16 protein-coding genes are annotated in these 20,937 nt (G+C 60.1%); 7 read left to right on the forward strand and 9 right to left on the reverse strand.

Annotated features, from left to right (window positions below):
• Positions 1-10: 10 nt before the first annotated feature.
• The 7 genes from mdoH to Z945_RS0103940 form a co-directional block, all read right to left on the reverse strand.
• Complete coding sequence (mdoH, locus tag Z945_RS0103910) at positions 11-1,909, reverse strand: glucans biosynthesis glucosyltransferase MdoH (protein WP_338152099.1); 1,899 nt, start codon at positions 1,907-1,909, stop codon at positions 11-13.
• Positions 1,882-3,411: a glucan biosynthesis protein G gene (locus tag Z945_RS0103915; protein ID WP_025050817.1), complete on the reverse strand. Its 1,530-nt coding sequence runs from the start codon at positions 3,409-3,411 to the stop codon at positions 1,882-1,884. The genes mdoH and Z945_RS0103915 overlap by 28 nt, the downstream gene beginning before the upstream one ends.
• Complete coding sequence (locus Z945_RS0103920) at positions 3,408-4,667, reverse strand: OpgC family protein (RefSeq protein ID WP_025050818.1); 1,260 nt, start codon at positions 4,665-4,667, stop codon at positions 3,408-3,410. Before Z945_RS0103920 ends, Z945_RS0103915 begins: the two co-directional genes overlap by 4 nt.
• A 15-nt stretch (positions 4,668-4,682) precedes the next feature.
• Positions 4,683-6,038 (reverse strand): tetratricopeptide repeat protein, encoded by a 1,356-nt coding sequence (locus Z945_RS0103925; RefSeq protein WP_025050819.1) that lies wholly within the window; start codon positions 6,036-6,038, stop codon positions 4,683-4,685.
• Between the two features lie 187 nt (positions 6,039-6,225).
• Positions 6,226-7,425, reverse strand: coding sequence for a CaiB/BaiF CoA transferase family protein (locus Z945_RS0103930; protein ID WP_025050820.1), 1,200 nt, complete (start codon positions 7,423-7,425; stop codon positions 6,226-6,228).
• Positions 7,412-9,028, reverse strand: coding sequence for a thiamine pyrophosphate-binding protein (locus Z945_RS0103935; RefSeq protein WP_025050821.1), 1,617 nt, complete (start codon positions 9,026-9,028; stop codon positions 7,412-7,414). The genes Z945_RS0103930 and Z945_RS0103935 overlap by 14 nt, the downstream gene beginning before the upstream one ends.
• Positions 9,029-9,170: 142 nt before the next feature.
• Positions 9,171-9,749 carry a GcrA family cell cycle regulator gene (locus Z945_RS0103940; protein ID WP_025050822.1) on the reverse strand — a complete coding sequence of 193 codons (579 nt, stop codon included), beginning with the start codon at positions 9,747-9,749 and terminating at the stop codon, positions 9,171-9,173.
• 390 nt (positions 9,750-10,139) lie between these two features.
• On the opposite strand from Z945_RS0103940, the gene Z945_RS0103945 reads away from it, so the two are divergent.
• The 3 genes from Z945_RS0103945 (at position 10,140) to Z945_RS0103955 (ending at position 13,315) form a co-directional block, all read left to right on the forward strand.
• Positions 10,140-11,315 (forward strand): aspartate aminotransferase family protein, encoded by a 1,176-nt coding sequence (locus tag Z945_RS0103945; protein ID WP_025050823.1) that lies wholly within the window; start codon positions 10,140-10,142, stop codon positions 11,313-11,315.
• A 73-nt stretch (positions 11,316-11,388) separates the two neighbouring features.
• On the forward strand, positions 11,389-12,294 hold the full coding sequence (gene argF / locus Z945_RS0103950; RefSeq protein WP_025050824.1) for an ornithine carbamoyltransferase: 906 nt from the start codon (positions 11,389-11,391) through the stop codon (positions 12,292-12,294).
• Positions 12,284-13,315 (forward strand): 2-dehydropantoate 2-reductase, encoded by a 1,032-nt coding sequence (locus tag Z945_RS0103955; protein ID WP_025050825.1) that lies wholly within the window; start codon positions 12,284-12,286, stop codon positions 13,313-13,315. The genes argF and Z945_RS0103955 overlap by 11 nt, the downstream gene beginning before the upstream one ends.
• Positions 13,316-13,337: 22 nt before the next feature.
• Here Z945_RS0103955 and Z945_RS0103960 read toward each other — a convergent pair whose 3' ends face one another.
• A complete protein-coding gene (locus Z945_RS0103960) occupies positions 13,338-13,796 on the reverse strand; it encodes an NUDIX hydrolase (RefSeq protein WP_025050826.1) in 459 nt (152 codons plus the stop codon).
• 105 nt (positions 13,797-13,901) lie between these two features.
• Complete coding sequence (gene truA, locus Z945_RS0103965) at positions 13,902-14,675, reverse strand: tRNA pseudouridine(38-40) synthase TruA (RefSeq protein WP_025050827.1); 774 nt, start codon at positions 14,673-14,675, stop codon at positions 13,902-13,904.
• A 91-nt stretch (positions 14,676-14,766) separates the two neighbouring features.
• Between truA and Z945_RS0103970 the strand changes: the two genes are divergently transcribed.
• The 4 genes from Z945_RS0103970 (at position 14,767) to ileS (ending at position 20,896) form a co-directional block, all read left to right on the forward strand.
• Positions 14,767-16,182: a YcjX family GTP-binding protein gene (locus Z945_RS0103970; RefSeq protein WP_025050828.1), complete on the forward strand. Its 1,416-nt coding sequence runs from the start codon at positions 14,767-14,769 to the stop codon at positions 16,180-16,182.
• Complete coding sequence (locus Z945_RS0103975; RefSeq protein WP_025050829.1) at positions 16,179-16,622, forward strand: GNAT family N-acetyltransferase; 444 nt, start codon at positions 16,179-16,181, stop codon at positions 16,620-16,622. The genes Z945_RS0103970 and Z945_RS0103975 overlap by 4 nt, the downstream gene beginning before the upstream one ends.
• Position 16,623: 1 nt before the next feature.
• Positions 16,624-17,622: a YcjF family protein gene (locus Z945_RS0103980; protein ID WP_025050830.1), complete on the forward strand. Its 999-nt coding sequence runs from the start codon at positions 16,624-16,626 to the stop codon at positions 17,620-17,622.
• A gap of 283 nt (positions 17,623-17,905) precedes the next feature.
• A complete protein-coding gene (gene ileS / locus Z945_RS0103985) occupies positions 17,906-20,896 on the forward strand; it encodes an isoleucine--tRNA ligase (protein ID WP_025050831.1) in 2,991 nt (996 codons plus the stop codon).
• Positions 20,897-20,937: the final 41 nt, after the last annotated feature.

Raw genomic sequence — 20,937 nt, forward strand, 5'->3', positions numbered from 1 at the left:
GCCTTTCGATTTACTCAGCGGCCACCTGAGGCATAAGAACGGCTTTGACCCGCGCCCGTTCGATACGCGCCCGTCCCACAATCGCAGGCTCACGCAGGGTCTGCGGATTGTTCATCGCCAGACCACCTCGAGCCGTATTTGCGACCTTTAGCGAAGACAACGCAGACAGGGGTACAGCGCAAAGCAGGCTTGCCGCAATTGGCACCAGCCAAAGCGAAATCAGACCCGCCAACAGACCCATTGTCAGGAGCAGACCCACCAAGGTCTCCACCCAATGAAACTTTGCCAGGGCCAACAATGGATAGCCCGTTGCATCGCGGCGTTGTGGCGACCAAGGTTCTGACCGCGTGAACGTTGCTCGCAGAACTGCCTTGGTTTGCTGAATCATCATTACAGGCGCATATGCGATGGACAGTGCCACCTCGACTGCAAAGGCCGACAGGAACGCGCGGTGCCCACCAAAAATGCGGGTGGCGGCAGGCGTCGCCGCGATGATGGTGGCGGCCGCGATCTTGGGTGTTAGCAGCATGGCGTACATGATGACCAAAAAGACGGCGCTGTCGATTTGGCTCATGGCGGGGGGCCAATCGGGGAAAAGCGGATTGGCCTCGTTGAAATAGCGGATCACGTTGGTGTCTGCGCTTTTGCCCAACAATGCCCAGATCACCAACAGAATGAACCACGCGGGAGACAGAAGATAGCTGACCGCGCCGTGAAACATATGGAACCGCGACACAGGATGCAGCCCACGTGTACCCAGAAGCCGAAGGTGTTGCAGGTTGCCCCGGCACCAACGGCGGTCGCGCAGCGCATAGTCGATCAGCGTGCCAGGCGTTTCCTCGAAGCTGCCCGAGACACGGGGCAGGAAGCGTACGCGCCAACCTGCGCGGCGCAGAAGTCCTGCTTCAACGAAATCATGGCTAAGGATCAGGTCGTCACGGCCGCCGCTTGTAAGATGCGGTAGGCCTGCGCTGCTGGCAAAGGCGCGTGTGCGGATGATGGCGTTGTGGCCCCAGTAGTTGCCTTCGGAGCGCGACCAGAGCGCCAGACCTTCGGCCAGCAACCAGCCATAGGCCACGTTTGAAAACTGCTGAAGGCGGGCAAAGAGCGTCTCCGCTCCGATCAGCATCGGAAAGGACTGGATCAACCCGGCATCCGGGTCTGTGCTAAGTTCCGAGGCCAACCGCTCGATCGCGCGGCCCGACATCAGGCTATCGGCATCAAGCACCAGCATCGCCTCATAGTCTGCACCCCAGCCGGTGACCCAATCGAGCAGATTACCAACTTTCTTGTCTGTGTTCTGCGGACGGCGTCGATAATAGACCGGAAAAGGAGCAGTTTCGCGCAATTGCGCAAAAGCGAGTTCTTCTTGCGCGGCGATTTCGTCGTCGCGGGTATCCGAGAGGGCGAAGAGGCTATAGCGGTGGACAGCGGATCTGTTCGCCAGATCATCCAGCATGGCCGCGGCATTGCCGAAAACGTCCCACGGGACTTCGTTGTAGATGGGGACGAGCAGTGCCACATCCAGTGGTTCAACCTGCGCAGACGTGCGTGTTTCAGAAGTTTCGCGTGCCAAAAGCCCTGCGATGGCAATACCGACAGTACTGACAGACAGTGTGACCCAAACAAAAGTCGCCCCGATCATCATCAGCAAGGCCCATTCCAGACCCGTCATACCGGCACCCTCAAGCCAGCCGTAAATCCCGTACATCAGAAAGCCTGTGCCCAGAAGTGCGGGGATAAAAAGTGCCATGCGCCAAATGAACGGACGATCCCCCACAGGCTTTGAGACCCGACATGGCGGTGCCTTGTGCAAGTCCTGGGTCCGCATATTCAACGGTGCCGGGGGCGGCATGTTTTCGGAATTCTTCAAGGCGCAGGTCACGTCTTTGTCCACCGGTAAAGCCACACTTCGCTAAGCGGGTCGCCGTTCAGGCGCAGCTGCGCCCGAAATTCGACCAGACCGGCATCACCCGGCTCGAAAGTGAACGCCAGACGGGGGCCTTTGGTTTCCGGATTTTTTTGAAGAATGCCGGGGGTGACCGTTCCGGTGCTGCTGCGCACAACAATTTCGACCGTGCCAAGATCGTCAGGCACGATATCTGCAGCTGCAAAATCAATCGCGACGACGATCCCGCCTTCGGGCCGACCGCCCATCGCGGTATTGATCACCTTGACCGGCATATCCGCCGCGGGCGCAACCGGGTCCTCCCCCCAGTGGAGCGTATAGCTCATCTGGTGGCTGGTACCTGCGGGGAACGGGTTTTCAGGCCGCCAGTAGCTGACGATGTTGTCATAAATCTCAAGGTCCGCTGGAATCTCCACAAGCGTCACAGCACCTGCGCCCCAGTCCTCGCCGGGGGTGATCCAGACAGCGGGGCGGTCATGGTAGAGCGCTTCAAGGTCGTTGAAATCCGAAAAGGCACGTTTGCGTTGCATCAGACCAAATCCGCGTGGGTTCTGGTCGGCAAAGGTGCTGATTTGCAGGCTGGTGGGGTTTGCCAGGGGCCGCCAGATCACCTCGCCACCGCCGTTCTGTATCAACAACCCGTCGCTGTCATGAACGGCGGGGCGGAAATCGGAGAAACGCTGGCGCATGGTGTCATCGAACAGGAACATCGAGGTCAGGGGAGCGATACCCACATGGGTCATATCCTCGCGTGCAAAGAGCGTGGCGCTGATCCGCATTTGTAGCACATTGCCGTGGGTGATCTCAAACCGGTATGCGCCCGTGCAGGACGGTGAATCCAGCAGCGCGTGCAGCACCAGTCTGCTGCTATCGGCGTCGGGTGTTTCCATCCAGAACGCTGTAAAATCGGGAAACTCTTCGCCCGCCGGATCGCCGGTTTTAAGTGCAAGACCACGGGCAGAAAGACCGTAAATCTCGCCCGTGCCGATGCCGCGAAAATAGCTCGCGCCCTGAAAGACCGCGTATTCCTGAAAGATGCCGGGCTTTTCCAGTTCTGCCCGCAGGCGCAGGCCAGAATAACCTAGCGTTTCGTTAATATCGACCTCGGGGAATTCCTCGGCAGTGTCGAAAACGCCCATGTCAAAGGAGATGGGCCGCGCAGTGCCATCCTCGACAACATGCAGCGCCACGGCCTGCGGGTAATACAGACCGGGTGGGAAGACATCCATCCGCTGGGGCAGATCGCTGTTCTCCCACAGGGCATTGCGCCCGTCGAACCAGATTTTTCGGTATTGATCGTAGCTGAGTTTGCGCCAGCTTTCAGGGATCATGGGACGCGGGGCGTAAGGCTCGGCTGCGAGGGTGCGGGCCAGATCGGTAACGGTGTCCGCATCAAAGGGTGTTGCCTCATCGCCAAGATGCAATCCCGGTTCTTCGGCCCATGCGGCAGCGGGCACCACGGCAAGTGCCGCCAGTGATTTAAGAACGTCGCGCCGGATCATGCGGGCACCTTCACGCGCCAAGGCTGCGATTTGAACCAGCCTGCGCCATAGGCCACTGCAACAAGCGACGCGCAACCTGCCAGATTGACCAGCAAGGTGGTGACCACATCGCGACCCAGAACGTCCATCACGAAACCCAGAAACCGTGCCGTGAACATCGAGAATACAAAGACCGCAAGACTTTGCTGGCCGACCTTGAGGATCACGGTAAGCAACCCGGTCCATAGCCGCGCCAGCGCACCGCTGCCCCGCGCCAACAGGTTGTCACCCCGATCGCCAGCCAGGACCCAAAACACATAAGCCATTGCCAGAAAATGCGCGTATCGCAGGATGCCGAAATCCGATTTGTCAATCAGCGCAGCATAGTCGTTGCGCCAGTCGCGGGCCCATTCGAACCCGAATTCGCGTACGCCGATGCTGGACAGGGGAACTATGGCCAAGACCATCACTAGCGCCAGTCCGACCAACAGGGGCGTCACAGGCGGTTTGGGCAGCCAGCCGCGCATAAAGGCAAAACCTGTGAAAAAGATGAGCTGCCAGGCGAAGGGGTTGAAGAACCATGTGCGGTCAGTCCAAGGCTCTGCCGGAAATTCTAGGTGCAGATGGCCGAGACCGAACTGCTCCAGAAGCGCCGTTTGTCCCATGAGCCAGACGCCGATAACAAATGCTGCAACTAGTCGCAGATCAATGCGCGAAAGCGCCATGACCACGGGCATCATCAACAGGACGATCATATACATAGGCAGGATGTCGAAATAATTCGGCACCCAGCGCAGTGTCATAAAGCTGAGCAGCATATTGGGATTTTCCCAATTGTCCGACTCTACAAAGATCATCCAGAGGTTCAGTTGCCCCCAATAGTTGCGCCCGGTGATGTCGAGGTCGGTCAGGAACACCGTCAGCGCCAGTGTGGCAAAGAACAGGCCCACATGCGCCCAGTAGACTTGCCAGACGCGAAACAGCACCCGCGCCGTACCCAAGAGCCAGCCGGCGCGGTCAAACCCGCCGCCGAAAGCGATGGCGCTGGCCATACCTGAACAAAAGACAAAAATCTCGGTGGCGTCGGAAAAGCCCCACCGCGCGGGAATCCACAGCGACAACAGATTGCCGGGGGTATGGGCCATCAGGATGATGAACATCGCAAGCCCGCGAAAGAAATCAAGCCGCAGGTCGCGCACGCGTGGTGCGGCCCGCGTGGCGGCAACTGCAGCAGCGCTCGGAGCCGTGGAGGGGGGGGATATGTCGGCAAGTGTCATCTTGGAGGCAGTCTTTTAACCTTGTTGGGCAGGCCGTTGCCGTGCAGCGGCAAGTTGGTCCAGACGCAGAGCGGTAAATCGATCCTCTCGCCCGGCCCGCAGCGCCAGCCGGTCGCGCAGGATCGCTTCTGCCGCGTCGAAATGGCCCGCCCGCAGGCCCGCGTCAATGGTCATACGTTCGAACACATCGCGTTGTGCATGACTTCCGCCGATGGATTGCATCTTTGGGCGGGCATCCGCCAATTGAACGAAGGCATCGCCATATCTGCCTTCAGAAAAAGCATTTAATCCTGCCAAGGCGTTCAGCCCCGGATCGGCGACACGTTCGGCCATATCTCCGGTCTGGCGGGCGTCGCGGGCAAAGCGCTGCGCCATGGCGGTACGCGCCGCACCTTTCTGCGCCCCAGACAGTGCCAGCTGGTAATGTAGATCGGCAAAGACGAGACAGCCATCGTCGATGCGGGTCTCAGCCAGGGTGCCCAGCTCTTCCCAGCGGGTGCCAACGGCCATTCCTTCCAGTTCAAGCCGCATCAGCAAAGAGGTGGCATTGGCGACGTCGCGGTAGTCGTCGGTTTTATCGGCGCGGATCTGGTCGTCGTAGAGCGCCAGCGCCATGTCATTCTCTCCCCTGTCGAGGTGCAACAACGCTTTGTGCCACCAGACGTGATAGCGGAAATTATTTGATCCATCCCAAGCGTGGCGGTGGTTCTCGATCAGCGCGATGCCTGCGTCCGGCTCGGCGCGCATGTCATGCACATGCGCCACCGCATGCAGACCCCAGGCGTCATCGGGGGCCAGTGTCAGCCCGGCACGGCCCGCCAGTTCCGCCGCCGCATAGCTGCCTGTTTCTTCAAGCGTGAAAGCATGGCACCCCATCAGATAGCCACGCAAAGGATGATCGGGGGTATGGGCCGGCATCACCCGTTCGATTGACCGGCGCATGCCAGCCGCATCGCCCAGAACAAATCGGATGCCGTGGCAGACCTTAGCGCTGAGCGTGTCCTGAGGGGTGGCGGCCAGAACCGTCTCCAGCGCGGCAACTGCACCCGTGGGGCTGTCTGCCAACCATTGATCGAGCGCATCAATCCAGCCGCGTTCGCGGGCGGTGATGCTGGTTTGCGCGGCGGCCTTGTGCGCGGCGAAGCGGGCATCTTCGGCGACCTGCCACATCTCGGCCCGACCCATCATCAGCGAAAACAGACCCCGTGCCGCATGACCCATGGCAAAGTGTGTCTCCGCTTCCAGCACTGCGCCCAAGTGCTGCGGTGTGGCCGCTTTGTGCGCCAAGAAGGCGCGGATCATCGCGTTCCACGCGTCCACCGTTGAGGCAGAGGCCAAGGTGACGGGGGCGTTGCAAATATCAAATCTCATCGGCGCGGTCCTTCCGGGAGCGGGCGGTTGAGACAGAGTTTACGGGGTTTGACCTGTGCGAAATACGGATTTGACATGGGCACACGTCAACGTGAAGTGAGTGATCGCTTTTGTGAGAATTCCCGCCGAACCTTGCAACATTCACGGGCAAATCTGCGGTTTAGCAGGAGTTTGTTGCGCAATGCCCCTATAGATCAGGTGCGTCTGGCCCCCAACGGTCAAGTACTTCGTCAGTGTCCTGCCCAAAGCGCGGCGGCGCACGGGTGTAGCGGACAGGCGTGGCCGAAAACTTGAGCGGATTGCCTAAAAGGCGGACCTTGCCGTCTTGTAAATCAGCACCCGCTACTTCGGCGACCCCGCCGCGCGCCTGTACCTGATCCGAGGTGAGAGCTTCTGCGATGGTATTGATCGGCCCGCATGGCACGCCAGCGCTGTGCAGACGATTGAGCACGTCAGCTTTGGGCAGGGCCGCCATCGCCGGACGGATTGCGGGGATCAATGCTGCCCGATGTGCAATGCGGTCGAGGTTGGTGGTGAAACGCGGATCGCTTGCGACCTCGCTCAGCTCCAGCGCATCGCAGAAACGGGCGAATTGCGGGTCATTGCCGACGGCCAGCAGGATATGTCCGTCGGCGCAGGCAAAGGCATCGTAAGGCACGATGTTGGGATGCGCATTTCCGCGCCGCTCGGGCAGGGTACCCGATGTCAGATAATTCGTGCCTTCGTTCACCAACCATGCCATCGCGGCATCCACCAGCGACAGATCAATATGCTGACCTGCACCCGTTGCATCACGGTGGCGCAGCGCAGCCAGAATGCCGATGGTGGCATACATCCCGCACATCACATCAGCGATGCCTACGCCGACCTTCATCGGCGGGCCATCAGGCGCCCCGGTAATTGACATGATCCCGCCATATCCTTGCGCCATCAGGTCATAACCTGGCTGACTGCTATTCGGTCCGGTCTGGCCAAAGCCGGAAATCGAACAATAGACAAGCCCGGGATGCGCTGCGCAGAGCGTTGCATGGTCCAGTCCATATTTAGCCAGTCCTCCGGGTTTGAAATTCTCGATCACAACATCGGCGCGGGCCGCCATATGGCGCAGGATGCGTTGACCTTCCGGGTCTGCAATATCAATGGCGACAGAGCGTTTGTTGCGGTTGGCAGCCATGAAATAGGCCGATAGGTCAGTGTCTGCGCCGCCGCCGTCCTTTGCGTAGTGCGGGCCCCAGCCGCGTGTGTCATCGCCGCCTGTCCTGGGGTTCTCGACCTTGATTACCGTTGCCCCCAGATCACCGAGCATCTGTGTGCAGGTCGGCCCTGCAAGAATACGCGTCAGATCAAGGACAAATACGCCGTCCAACGCGCCCTTAGATGCGGCCATCGTATGCGCCCCTGTCGATCACTGCTGCAATCACGGTGAAGGTGTCTGCCACCAGCGCATCTTTCAGCGCCGCCTCCAGCCCGGCGCGATCCTGCACGGTGACACCGGCACCGCCAAAAGCCAGCCCCATCGCGGCAAAGTTGTGCTGCGCGAAATCAACGCCGTGGTTGGACATCTGCCGCTCGCGCTGTTTCTTTTCGATCAACGCCAGTGAAGCATCGACAAAGACGACGAAGATCGGGGTCACATTCAGCTCGATAGCTGTAGCAAGCTCGCCAACCACCATAAGGAATCCCGCGTCGCCGGAGAATGACACAACCGGACGGTCCGGCGTTGCCAGCTTTGCGCCGATGGCAAGGGGCACGGCGCAGCCCATCGTGCACAGCGCCGAGGATTGCATCAGCTCGCGCGGGGCGTAGCATTCCCACATCTGGCTCAGCAGGATCCGGTGCGCGCCGCTGTCAGCAGAGGCTATCGTATCGCGGGGCAAAACCTTGCGGCAGGTATCGATTACCGCAGCCGGTCCCCAAGCGTCGTTCTTCGGAAAGGCATCAGCCAAAGCGGATTTCAGTTGGTATATCTCGCCCGCCGCCCAAGTGTCCTGTCGGTCCAGCCCCGTACTCAGGGCCGTGAGCGTTGCCGCGCAATCGGTCACGAAATTGAGGGTAGATTGGTGCATGTAGTGGTGGTTGGGGGCGGCGGTGATGTCGATCACATTCTGATCGACCGGTTGCCAGACATCGCGCCAGCCGGGGCGCATTTCGATCGGGTCATAACCGACACAGAGAATAAGATCGGCGCTTTGCACGAAGGGCACGAGATGGGTGTCGGCCAAAGGCGACAAACCCGCGCCGCCAAGGCTCAATGGGTGGTCTTCCGGCAATATGCCCTTGGCCTTGTAGGTGGTAATCACAGGTATGTTGTGCGCCTCGGCAAAGGCCTGAACGGCGGGAGCAGCATGTTGGTTCAACGCATCGACACCCACAATCATCACAGGCCGCTGCGCCTGCGCCAGCCACTCGCGCGCTGTTTCAAGATCAGGCCCGGTCGGGGCGGTAGGGGTGGCAGGTCTGCGCGGGGCAGGGGCTTTGGTGCTGACAGGTGCTTCGGCCACCGAGATCGGCACGTCGATATGCACCGGACCCATACGGCCCTCGGTGGCGATGGCTACGGCCTTGTCCGCGATGGTGTGGGCCGCGCCGGCGCTCAGCGTAAAGCTGGCCTTGGTGATAGGGGCAAAGACGGCACCCTGATCGACGACCTGATGGGTATAGCGCTGCGCCTCGTCCGCATCCATGCAGCCTGAAATCACGATCAGCGGCACCTGATCTTGCAAAGCGTTGGCCACTGTATTGACCCCGTTCAGCGTGCCAGGGCCAATGGTGCCCACAAGAATGGCGGGCGCATGATCGCGGTGATGCACACCTTCTGCCATGAACCCTGCTGCGTTTTCATGCTTGGCCAGTACGAACCCGATGCCTGCGGCCTCCAGCGCATCAATCACGGTCAATACTTCGCCGCCGGGCATCCCAAAAGCGGTGCGGCATCCGGCGGCATAAAGTCGGCGTGCAAGGGCATCAGCAGCGCGGATGGTATCGGACATGAGCGAGCCTTTCAGGCAGGGGTCTGCCTATGATCAACCACGCCGGAAGGTCCGGCGCAACTCACGCTCTTGTCGGAATTGTTGCAGCCGGAGTGCCTGGACTGCCCGAATGTCTCAGGGATACGGGGGAAGGCCAGTGGCCTTAGCGCCGACGGTCGCGCCGCGATGACATCGGCTGGAAGGCAACGCCAACATGCGCCTCGCAATAGGGCTTACCCTGCTTTACAGGCAATCCGCAGAACCAGAAGTCTTCGGTCGCGGGGTCACCGACGGGCCATTTGCAGGTACGTTCGGTCAAATCCATCAGGCCGATCTTCTTGGCCTTCTTCTCGACCTCGTTGACCTTGGCCAAAGCCTCTGGTGAAATCTCGTTGGCCGATGGCTGTGGCGGCAACGGCTGGCCTGCGGGAATGATCTGTTTGCGTGCAGGCAATGTGGACTTGGGCGGCGCTGCTGCAACGGTCTGCATAATAGGCTTTTCCGGCTTTGGTTCCGCCTGGGGCTTGGCTTCCGGCTTCGGAGCCGGCTTGGCCTTGGCCTTCGGCTCGGCTTTCGCAGCGGTGCCTGTGCTGGTTGCGCGGTTGGACAGGCCCAAGCGATGCACCTTGCCGATTACAGCGTTGCGGGTCACGCCGCCCAGCTCCTTGGCGATCTGGCTTGCGGATTGGCCTTCGCCCCACATCTTCTTCAGTGTCTCAACGCGCTCATCTGTCCAGGACATCCCAGGCCTTCCTTCGGTCAAAAAGCGGCCCCCTTGGACCGCTTTGGCAAATTCAAAGCCCTATACTAAGCCTATCGTCGCTGCGTGCAAGGGACGAAGCACCCCTGACGCGGCGCGACCTTGCAAGAAACAGCAGTGAAAATAACTAGAATACATAGAATCCTGCACAGTTGATGAAAAAAAGCTGGGCAAAACCGCAGTCGGGTCGTATCAACCCGCCATGATCACAGTGGTACATACCTCGTTCCGACGACGCCAAGGCTAAACCTGCGCGTGACCTGCGTGCCGCAGGTCTGATCCCGGTGCGCTGCACCACCCCCAAATCCCTTGACCCGATACGCCGCCCGTGGCCTTTTGCGCTTTTCAGCGGCCCTTATAAGGATGATCCAGATGATCTCTTCCGTTCTGCCGACCTATAACCGCGCCCCCCTGAGCTTTGTCTCGGGTGCCGGATCATGGCTGACCGAGGCGGATGGCCGACGTTTTCTGGATCTGGGGGCGGGCATCGCGGTCAACGCGTTGGGTCATGCCCATCCGGCATTGGTTGCCGCTTTGACCGATCAGGCAAACACGCTCTGGCACACGTCGAACCTCTACCAGATCCCTCAGCAACAGGCGCTGGCGGATAAACTGGTGGATCACAGCTTTGCCGATACGGTATTCTTCACCAACTCCGGCACTGAATCCTGTGAGCTGGCGGTGAAAATGGCACGCAAGTATTTCTACGACAAAGGCCAGCCCGAGCGGGTCGAGATCATCACATTTGACGGGTCTTTCCACGGGCGCTCCTCCGCGGGGATCGCAGCGGCAGGGTCCGAGAAAATGACAAAGGGCTTCGGTCCGCTGTTGCCCGGTTTTGTGCATCTGGGCTTTGGTGATCATGGTGCGCTGACGGCGGCGATCAATGACAAGACCTGCGCCATCCTGATCGAGCCTGTGCAGGGCGAAGGCGGCATTCGCCCGGTGCCCGACCAATGCCTCAAAGGCTTGCGCGACCTGTGCGATGAACACGGCATCCTGCTCATATTTGACGAGGTGCAATGCGGTGTGGGCCGGACGGGCAAGCTCTTTGCCCATGAATGGGCAGGCATCGCGCCCGATATCATGATGGTTGCCAAAGGCATCGGGGGCGGCTTTCCGTTGGGCTGTGTTCTGGCCACCGAAAACGCGGCTTCCGGCATGACTGCAGGCACCCACGGCTCGACTTATGGTGGCAACCCGCTGGGCTGCGCGGTCGGTAATGCGGTGATGGAGATCGTGTCCGATCCGGACTTTCTGGCCGAGGTGAACCGCAAAGCCAGCCTGATGCGCCAAAAGCTCGAAGGGCTGATCGCCAGCCACCCGAATGTCTTTGACAGCGTGCGCGGCAGCGGCTTGATGCTGGGCATCAAATGCAAGGTCGCACCGGGCGATGTGGTTAACGCGGGATACGCCCAAGACGTCATCACCGTGCCCGCCGCCGATAACGTGATCCGCCTTCTGCCCCCGCTCATCATCTCCGACGAAGAGATCGCCGAAGCCGTCACCCGCCTCGATAAAGCAGCGGCGTCCCTCGACGCATCCTGATTCTCTTTTTGGCCTTATATACCGTAGTGCTGGCCCTTCTGCACAGCCCGACGATGCAAATGAAAAGCGACATATGACACACTTTCTGGATATCCACACCACGCCTGCAGACGAACTGCGTGGCATCATCGACAACGCCATCGCGATCAAGACGTCCCGCGCGGGCCGCCCCAAAGGCGCACCGGACGACGACCAGCCGCTGAAAAACCATATGGTCGCGCTGATTTTCGAGAAACCATCGACCCGCACCCGCGTCAGCTTTGACGTGGGCGTGCGACAGATGGGCGGGCAAACGATGGTGCTGTCGGGCACTGACATGCAGCTGGGCCACGGCGAAACAATCGCCGACACTGCCCGCGTGCTCTCGCGCTATGTCGATCTCATTATGATCCGCACGTTCGAGGAACAAACCCTGCTTGATATGGCAGAATACGCGAGCGTGCCTGTGATCAACGGGCTGACGAACCGCAGCCATCCCTGCCAGATCATGGCCGACATCATGACGTTCGAGGAACATAATGGCCCGATCAAAGGCAAAAAGGTTGTTTGGTCGGGTGATGGCAACAACGTCTTTGCCAGCTTCGCCCATGCGGCACAGCAGTTCGACTTTGATTTGACCTTTACTGGCCCGCCCCCGCTTGATCCTGAACCTGCGTTGCAGGGGCTCTACACGATTGAACGCGACCCGAATGTCGCGGTGCAGGGGGCCGATCTGGTCGTCACGGACACATGGGTGTCGATGCACGATCCGCAATCGGCCCGTGAACGCCGCCATAACCAGTTGCGCGGGTATCAGGTGAACGAGGCACTGATGGCCCGCGCAAAAGACGATGCGCTTTTCATGCACTGCCTGCCTGCCCACCGCGAAGATGAAGCCACAAGCGCGGTGATGGATGGCCCCAATTCGGTGATCTTTGACGAAGCCGAGAACCGTCTGCATGCGCAAAAGGCGATCATGCGCCACTGTCTTGGCCGCTGACGCGCCACATATTGTTGTTGCCGGCGCAGGGGCCATCGGCTGTTTCGTCGGAGGCCTTCTGGCGGCATCCGGCGCGCGGGTCAGCCTGCTGGTGCGCCCGCGCATCGCGGCAGAGGTTCGAGCGCATGGGCTGACCCTGACCGATCTGGATGGCATGGTGATAAATATGGACGCGCAAGCGCTGACGCTTGCCGAAAACCCTGCCTGCCTTGCCACCGCTGATCTGGTGCTGGTCACGGTCAAATCCCGTGATACCGCTGGCGTGGCTACGCTGATCAACCGGCATGTTCCCGCCCGTATTCCGGTCATCAGCCTGCAAAACGGCGTAGGCAATGCGGCAACCCTGCGCACTGCTCTGCCGGGGCAGGATGTGCGTGCGGGCATGGTGCCCTTCAATGTCGTTCCGATGGGGCAGGGGTGCTATCACCGCGCGGTGGACGGGGATATTGTGATCGAAGCCGGACCGGGAGAGTTGTCGAAATACCTTACGACGCCGCATCTGGCCTGCTCCGAAAGCCGCGACATAGAGGCGGTGCAATGGGGCAAGTTCCTGATGAATCTGAACAATGCCCTGAATGCGCTCAGTGGCTTGCCCTTGCAAAGCCAGCTGAAAGACCGCGCTTGGCGCAGGTTGATGGCTGATCAATGGGCAGAGGCGCTCGGTATCCTAAGCGCAGCGGGCATCCGGCCGGTTTCCTCGACACCGGTATCGCCCGCAACGATCCCGTGGGTATTGCGCTTGCCCACGCCAATCTTTACCCGCGTGGCCGCGCGTATGCTCCGCATTGATCCGCAGGCGCGAACATCAATGTCTTATGACCTGATGGAAAACCGCCCGACTGAGATAGACGCCCTGCAAGGCGAGGTTGTGCGGATGGCAGACGCGCAGGGAGTATCGGCACCGATCAACACAATGGTAATGGATGTAATACAAACGGCCGAGCTTGCCCGTGAAGGGTTGCCGAACCTGACGCCATCGGTGCTGCGCAATGAGTTGAAACGTATGGTCGGCAGTAACTGAAATGCCGCTCGACCCTGTAGACTCAGAAGTCGCGCAGGATCTTTTTCAAATCCGGTTCATCCACCAGTTCAGCCGCCTCTGCCGGGGAAAACCACTTGCGGGTGCGTTCGTCTACTTCCGGATAAGTTTTTTCAAGATTGCGCACGCGGGTCAGATACACTTCTGCCTCGACCGGAACAGTTTCTCCCGAAGACAATCCCTTTTCATAGTCAAAGACACCCATGGGCTCTTCTTCGATGTCGGCCTTGCTCACGCCGGCCTCTTCCCACGCCTCTTGCAAGGCCGCCTCAAAATCGGTCTTGCCTTTCATCGGCCAACCCTTGGGCACAATCCAGCGCCCGGTGTCGCGACTGGTGATCAAAAGCACTTGCTTGCCCGCGTCCGTCACGCGGTAGCATAGCGCCGCCACCTGCTGGCGCTTTTCGACAGGTTCTACGTGGCTAAACATCTCTGCCCATGCCCGCTTCAGAGTATGTATCATCTGGGGTTCACCGAAGACTATTATTATTTTTGTAAGCTATAACATAATACTAAGTGATTCGCGTTTCAAGTGCGTTACCCGGATCGCTTGGATCTATGGCTTGTGTCAGTCAGCCGCGAAGGGATCGACCGGGTAGACGACATGCGCCAGATAGAGACCCTCGGGCGGGCTGACCGGACCGCAGGCTGCCCGGGTTCTCGCCTGCAAGGCACGCTCCACATCCTGTGGTGTCCATGAACCGGCACCGACCCGCTCCAGCGTTCCGACAAAACTGCGCACCTGATTGTGCAGGAAAGACCGCGCACGGACATCGAAATGATATTCGATGCCGCCTTCGGTCTCCACTCGCGTGATCTGCAACCGGTCCAGCGTCTTGACTGGTGTCTGAGCCTGACAGATGGTTGAGCGGAAGGTTGTAAAGTCATGCTTTCCAACCAGAATATCAGCCGCCTCTTGCATCGCATGGATGTTTAGTGGCTGCTTGACCTGCCAGACCAGCCCGGCCTGATGGGTGGCGGGCGCACGGCGGCTGAGCACCCGAAAGAGGTACTGGCGTTCCTGTGCAGAAAACCGTGCATGAAATTCTGGCGGAGCCGGCGCGCAGGCGGTAACTGCAACGGGATGTGGTTTCAGGTGGTAATTCAGTGCCTCTGACAGGCGAAACGGTTCCCAGTCGCGTGTCATGTCACAATGCGCCACTTGGCCCAGGCCATGCACCCCTGCATCCGTGCGCCCGGCGGCCGCAATGTTGTGTTCGCGCGGTTCCAGTTTCGCCAATGCCGCTTCGATGGTGCCCTGCACAGATGTCAGGCCGATCTGGCGTTGCCAGCCGACAAAGGGGGCGCCGTGGTATTCGATTTTCAGGGCATAGCGGTTCATGGAAAGCGATTTACGCCCCGGCATGGCGACTGGCAATCCCTATGGGGCGCACCTATGTTATCGCTACGAGCAATTGAAGGCGGACAAGGTTTTGGTCATCTCACGTATTGCCGATGGCATCTGGCGGCAGGTCGAGGCGGTTCAGGACACGGTGTCAGAGACGCTGTTCGAGCCGGTGATCCGCTTAGGTGTGACGGGGTTGGCACGATCGGGGAAGACGGTATTTATTACCTCGCTGGTCGCCAATCTGCTGGACCGGGGGCGCATGCCGGGGTTGCTGGCCGCAAGCGAAGGCCGGATCGAAGCTGCGTTCCTGCAACCGCAACCCAATGATACGCTGCCGCGCTTTGAATACGAAGCACATCTGGCGGCGCTGACGGGCAGATCCCCCCATTGGCCCGATAGCACCCGCGCGATTTCCGAGTTGCGGTTGTCGCTCAAGGTACGGCCCAACGGATTACTGGCAGGGCTGCAGGGGCCGCGCACGGTGCATCTGGATATCGTGGATTATCCAGGTGAATGGCTGCTTGATCTGGGGCTGATGGAGCGCAGCTACGAAGATTGGTCGCAAGAGACGCTGGAGAGGATTAAGAATCGGGAATCTGCCTCTGAATTCATGGGGTTGGTGTCCGAAGTTGACGTCGATAAATCGCATGATGAAGCCGTGGCGCAAGACCTTGCCAAACGTTTTGCCGCCTACCTGACGGCGGCGCGGCTTGAGGGGTTCTCGGACTGCACGCCGGGGCGGTTTTTGCTGCCGGGTGATCTGGCCGGGTCTCCAGTGCTGACCTTCGCGCCACTGCCCGTCTCAGGCACAGGCGCGCGCGGTTCGCTGCACCGCGAGATGGCACGGCGGTTCGAGGCCTATAAATCCCGCGTTGTGCAGCCGTTCTTTCGCGATCACTTTGCCCGGATTGACCGCCAAGTGGTGCTGGTCGATGCGCTGGGGGCGATCCATCAGGGGCCGCGGGCCGTCGATGATTTACGCCATGCGATGAGTGAAATCCTGACCGCGTTTCGCCCCGGCAAAAATTCGTTCTTACGCGGCTTGTTGGGCGGCAAGCGGGTCGAGAAAATCTTGTTTGCGGCGACCAAAGCGGATCATCTGCATCACAGCCAGCACGGAAAGCTAAGTGCGATCATGCAGGCGCTGACCCGCGATGCGCGGAATCGGGCGCAATACGCAGGCGCGGGCACACAGGCGATGGCAATTGCATCCCTGCGCGCCACAACCGAAGCCACGATGGAGCATGAAGGCACGCCACTTGACGTTGTGCGCGGTACATTATTGGACAGCGGCAAGGAAGCAGCGTTCTATCCTGGTGATCTGCCTGAAGATCCCGCGCACCTGTTGAGCCCGGCGCGGGCGGGCGCGGAGAAATGGCTGGATCAGGACTATCAGGTGATGCGTTTTGCGCCTGCACCTCTGGCGCTGAAACCCGGCGATGGTCCGCCGCATATCCGGCTGGACCGGGCGGCGGAATTCCTGATCGGGGACCGGCTATGATCCATCTGCGCAAAGCGCGGTCCACAGATGCGGGCAAGATCGGCGCGATTCTGACGGAATTCACTGCAACAACAGACTGGATGCCGAAGCTGCACACCGGGGCAGAGGACGTGGCCCATGCGGGGAGGCTCATTGATAGCGGTGCTGTCATTGTGGCGGAGCAGGGCGGTTTGGTCGTGGGATTTGCGGCCTGTGCTGATGGCGATCTTGATGCGCTCTATGTGGCTGCAGCTGCAAGGGGGCAAGGCATCGGGCAGATGATGCTGGCGCATCTGATGAGCCAGCATGACAGGCTGGCACTATGGACTTTTCAGGCGAATTCAGACGCGCAGAGGTTCTATATGCGGCACGGGTTCGTTGAGGGTGAGCGCACCGACGGGGCTCGAAATGACGAGAAATTGCCGGATGTCCGGTACGAATGGCAGCGAAAGGGCGGCTGACATGGCCAAGGGACCGATATTGTTCGATCTGGAAGCAGAGGCCAGCCCGCGTCCGCAGGTGGCTGATGCGCCACCGGTGCCGGATATCGTCCCGGTTGCGCCGCAGGGGCAGGCGATGCAGGCCGCTGCCCGATTGGCGGCCCGTCAACCCTCGACCTTGGTGCGGGCATTCTGGTGGCTGGCGACCACGCTGGTCGGCGCGGTTGTGTCGATTGCGGCATGGACCTTCGTCACTGATCTGATGGCGCGGGCTCCGCTTTTGGGCTGGGCGATGACGGTTCTTCTGACTGCCTTTCTGTTGGTGCTGGCGTTGCTGGGGCTACGCGAAATGGCAGCTTTCGGCAGGCTCGCGCGGCTGGACGGGTTGCGCCATGACGCAGCGCAGGCCTTGGCGCAGGAAGATCTGAAGGCGGCGCGGGCGGTGACGGACAGGCTAGTGGGCCTGTATAAAGGGCGCGAGGATACCCGTTGGGGTCGCGAGCGGTTGACGGAGCTGCGCGGCGACCAGATGGATGCGGCGGGCTTGCTGGCGCTGACCGAGCAGGAATTGTTGCTGCCCTTGGATAAAGCCGCCAGCCGCGAGATTGAAGCGGCGGCGCGGCAGGTGGCGACGGTTACAGCTTTGGTGCCTTTGGCGCTGGCAGATGTCGTGGCGGCACTGACGGCGAACCTGCGGATGATCCGGCGCGTGGCGGAGGTTTATGGCGGGCGATCTGGGTTCTTCGGATCATGGCGTCTGACCCGTGCCGTGCTGAGCCATATGGTTGCGACGGGAGCGGTCGCAGTGGGTGATGATCTGTTGGAGCCGGTTCTGGGCGGGACCATCATCGGCAAGCTCAGCCGGCGCTTTGGCGAGGGGTTGGTCAATGGGGCGTTGACCGCGCGGGTCGGGGTGGCGGCAATGGACGTCTGCCGCCCTCTGCCTTTCTCGGTTGCCAAAAGGCCTTCGATCCGCGGGATCATCAAGAATGCGCTCGCGGGATTGTTCGGCAAGGGATGATCCAAAGGGGCAGGCAAGCCTGCACGCGATTTTGTTGATTTGGCCCCGGCCAAATCGGATGCGAGACGCTGTCTCGCGCTCTGCGGTTTCAGGGCCAAAAAGAGATGAGACTTGTAGCAGGGTTTTGGCAGGCCTATAAGCGGCGTATGGCTTGGCTGACGCTGATCATTATTCGAATTATTTCCCCGGCGCTCTGAATGCTTGAGCTGCCGGGCAGAGGTGTTTGAGCTATTCGCACCGTTTGAACCAGACACATTCCAAATCTATCCGAAGGACGCCCCACATGTGCGCCGATACGCCAGAGACGCTTGACTATAAATCAACCCTGAACCTGCCGAAGACCGATTTCCCGATGCGGGCGGGACTGCCCAAACGCGAGCCGAACTGGCTGGCGCGGTGGGAGGAGATCGGGGTCTATGACCGGTTGCGGGAGAAAGAGGGCCGTAAGCCCTTTACGCTGCATGACGGGCCGCCCTATGCGAACGGGCATTTGCACATCGGGCATGCATTGAACAAAACCATCAAGGACATGATCGTGCGCAGCCATCAGATGATGGGGCGGGATGCGCGGTATATCCCCGGTTGGGATTGTCATGGTTTGCCGATCGAGTGGAAGATCGAAGAGCAGTACCGCAAGAAGGGCCGCGACAAGGATGCCGTGCCGATCAACGAGTTCCGCGCGGAATGTCGGTCCTTTGCAGCCGGTTGGGTGGATATCCAGCGCGAGGAGTTCAAGCGGCTTGGGGTGCAGGGTAATTGGGCCGAGCCTTATCTGACGATGGACTTTCATGCCGAGCGGGTGATTGCCGAGGAGTTCATGAAGTTCCTGATGAACGGCACCCTCTATCAGGGGTCCAAACCGGTGATGTGGTCGCCGGTGGAGCAGACCGCATTGGCCGAGGCCGAGGTGGAATACCACGACAAGGACAGCTTTACGATCTGGGTCAAATTCGCGGTAACAGATTTTGCTTTGCAGGATCTTGTCACCGGTGGCGAGGAAGGCTCGATCGATGATCGACAGCCTGTCATCGAGGCTGAAGCGCAGGCGGCGCAGGATTTTGTGGGTGCCAGCGTTGTGATCTGGACGACGACGCCCTGGACCATCCCGTCGAACAAGGCCGTCGTGTTCGGCGAGGATATTGCCTATGGCCTTTACGAGGTGCTGGAAACGCCAGAGGAGTGCTGGGCGGCACCGGGTGAGCGGTTTTTGCTGGCTGACAATCTCGCCGCCGATGTCTTCGCGCGGGCGCGGTTGGAAGAAGGACAGTGGAAACGCGTCCGCGATGTGACCTCTGCCCAACTGGCGGGTATGACGCTGAAGCATCCTTTGGCCGAGGCTGAAGAGGGCAAGGGCGAATGGGATGACCGGCGCGATTTCCGGGCGGCGGACTTTGTGACCGATACCGAAGGCACGGGGTTTGTGCATTGCGCGCCAAGTCATGGTTTGGAGGAATATGACCTTTACCGTGATCTTGGCATGCTGGAACAGGTCATCACCTATAATGTGAATCCCGATGGTCGGTATCGCGACGATCTGCCATTCTTTGGCGGCAAGGCGATTCTCAAGCCCAACGGAAAAGAAGGCAATGCCAATGCCGCTGTGATCGACAAGTTGGTCGAGGTGGGCGGATTGCTTGCACGGGGCAAGATCAAGCACAGCTATCCGCATTCCTGGAGGTCCAAGGCACCTGTGATCTATCGCAACACGCCGCAGTGGTTTGCCGCCATCGACAAGCCGGTAGGCGACGGTCAGGACGCGCATGGTAAGACCATCCGCGAACGCGCTCTGACCGAGATCGACAATGTGAACTGGACGCCCAAATCGGGGCGCAACCGTCTGCATGCCATGATGGAGGCGCGGCCCGATTGGGTGCTGTCACGTCAACGGGCTTGGGGTGTGCCGCTGACCTGTTTCACCAAGAAGGGTGCGCTGCCCACGGATGAGGACTTCCTTCTGCGCAATCCGCAGGTCAACCGCCGTATCACCTCGGCTTTTGAGGAGGAAGGTGCCGATGCGTGGTACGAAGAGGGTGCCAAGCAGCGGTTCCTTGAGGGGATTGTGAACCCGGATGACTATGAGCAAGTGATGGACATTCTGGATGTGTGGTTCGATTCCGGGTCGACCCATGCCTTTACCCTGCGCGACCGCGAAGACGGAACCGAAGACGGGATCGCGGACGTCTATATGGAAGGCACCGACCAGCATCGCGGGTGGTTCCATTCCTCGCTCTTGCAGTCGGTCGGCACCACGGGCCACGCGCCTTACCGCAATGTTGTGACGCATGGCTTTACGCTGGATGCCAAGGGGCTGAAAATGTCCAAAAGCATCGGCAACACCATCGTGCCCGAAAAGATCGTGCAGCAATATGGTGCCGATATCCTGCGCCTTTGGGTGGCGCAGACAGATTACACGCAGGACCAGCGCATCGGGGACGAGATCCTCAAGGGGGTTGCGGACAGCTATCGCCGCTTGCGCAACACCATGCGCTATATGCTGGGCAGTTTGCCGGATTTCGATGCGGCCAAAGCGGTTGATTATGCCGATATGCCAGAGCTGGAGCGTCTGATCCTGCATAAACTGGCGGTGTTGGATGAGGTCGTGCGCACGCGGTATGCGGCTTTTGATTTTCAGGGCGTCTATCGTGCGATCTTTGATTTCGCGACGCTTGATCTGTCGTCCTTCTATTTCGATGTGCGCAAGGACGCGCTCTACTGCGATGGCGATACGGATCGGCGCCTTGCAGCACTGACGGTGCTGGATCATCTCTATGCGCGTCTGACAACATGGCTTGCCCCGATCCTCGTCTTCACGATGGAGGAGGTCTGGTTGGAACGGCATGGCGCGGATACATCTGTGCACTTGCAGGACTTCCCCGAGACGCCCGCGGCATGGCGTGATGATGCGCTGGCTGCGCGGGCTGACACGGTCCGGGCGGTGCGCCGCGTTGTGACGGGTGCTTTGGAGGAGCAGCGTACCGCCAAGGTCATCGGATCGTCGCTGGAAGCGGCACCGACGGTCTATTTGTCGGCGGAACTGGCACAGGTTGTCACCAACCCCGATACCTTTGCCGATCTGTGCATCACCAGCCAGATCACAATCGTTGAAGGCGAAGCGCCCGAAGGGGCCTTTACCCTTGATGAGGTAGAGGGCGTCGGAGTGGTCTTTGCCCGTGCCGAGGGCGAGAAATGCGCGCGCTGCTGGAAGGTGCTGCCAGACGTTGGCACGCATTCACATCCGGGTGTCTGCGGGCGCTGTGATGCGGCGATGAGCTGAGGCTGCGGCCTCGCTTGGCGCAAGAAACGGATTGAGGCTGG

The organism is Sulfitobacter noctilucae, assembly GCF_000622365.1.
Lineage (GTDB): Bacteria > Pseudomonadota > Alphaproteobacteria > Rhodobacterales > Rhodobacteraceae > Sulfitobacter > Sulfitobacter noctilucae.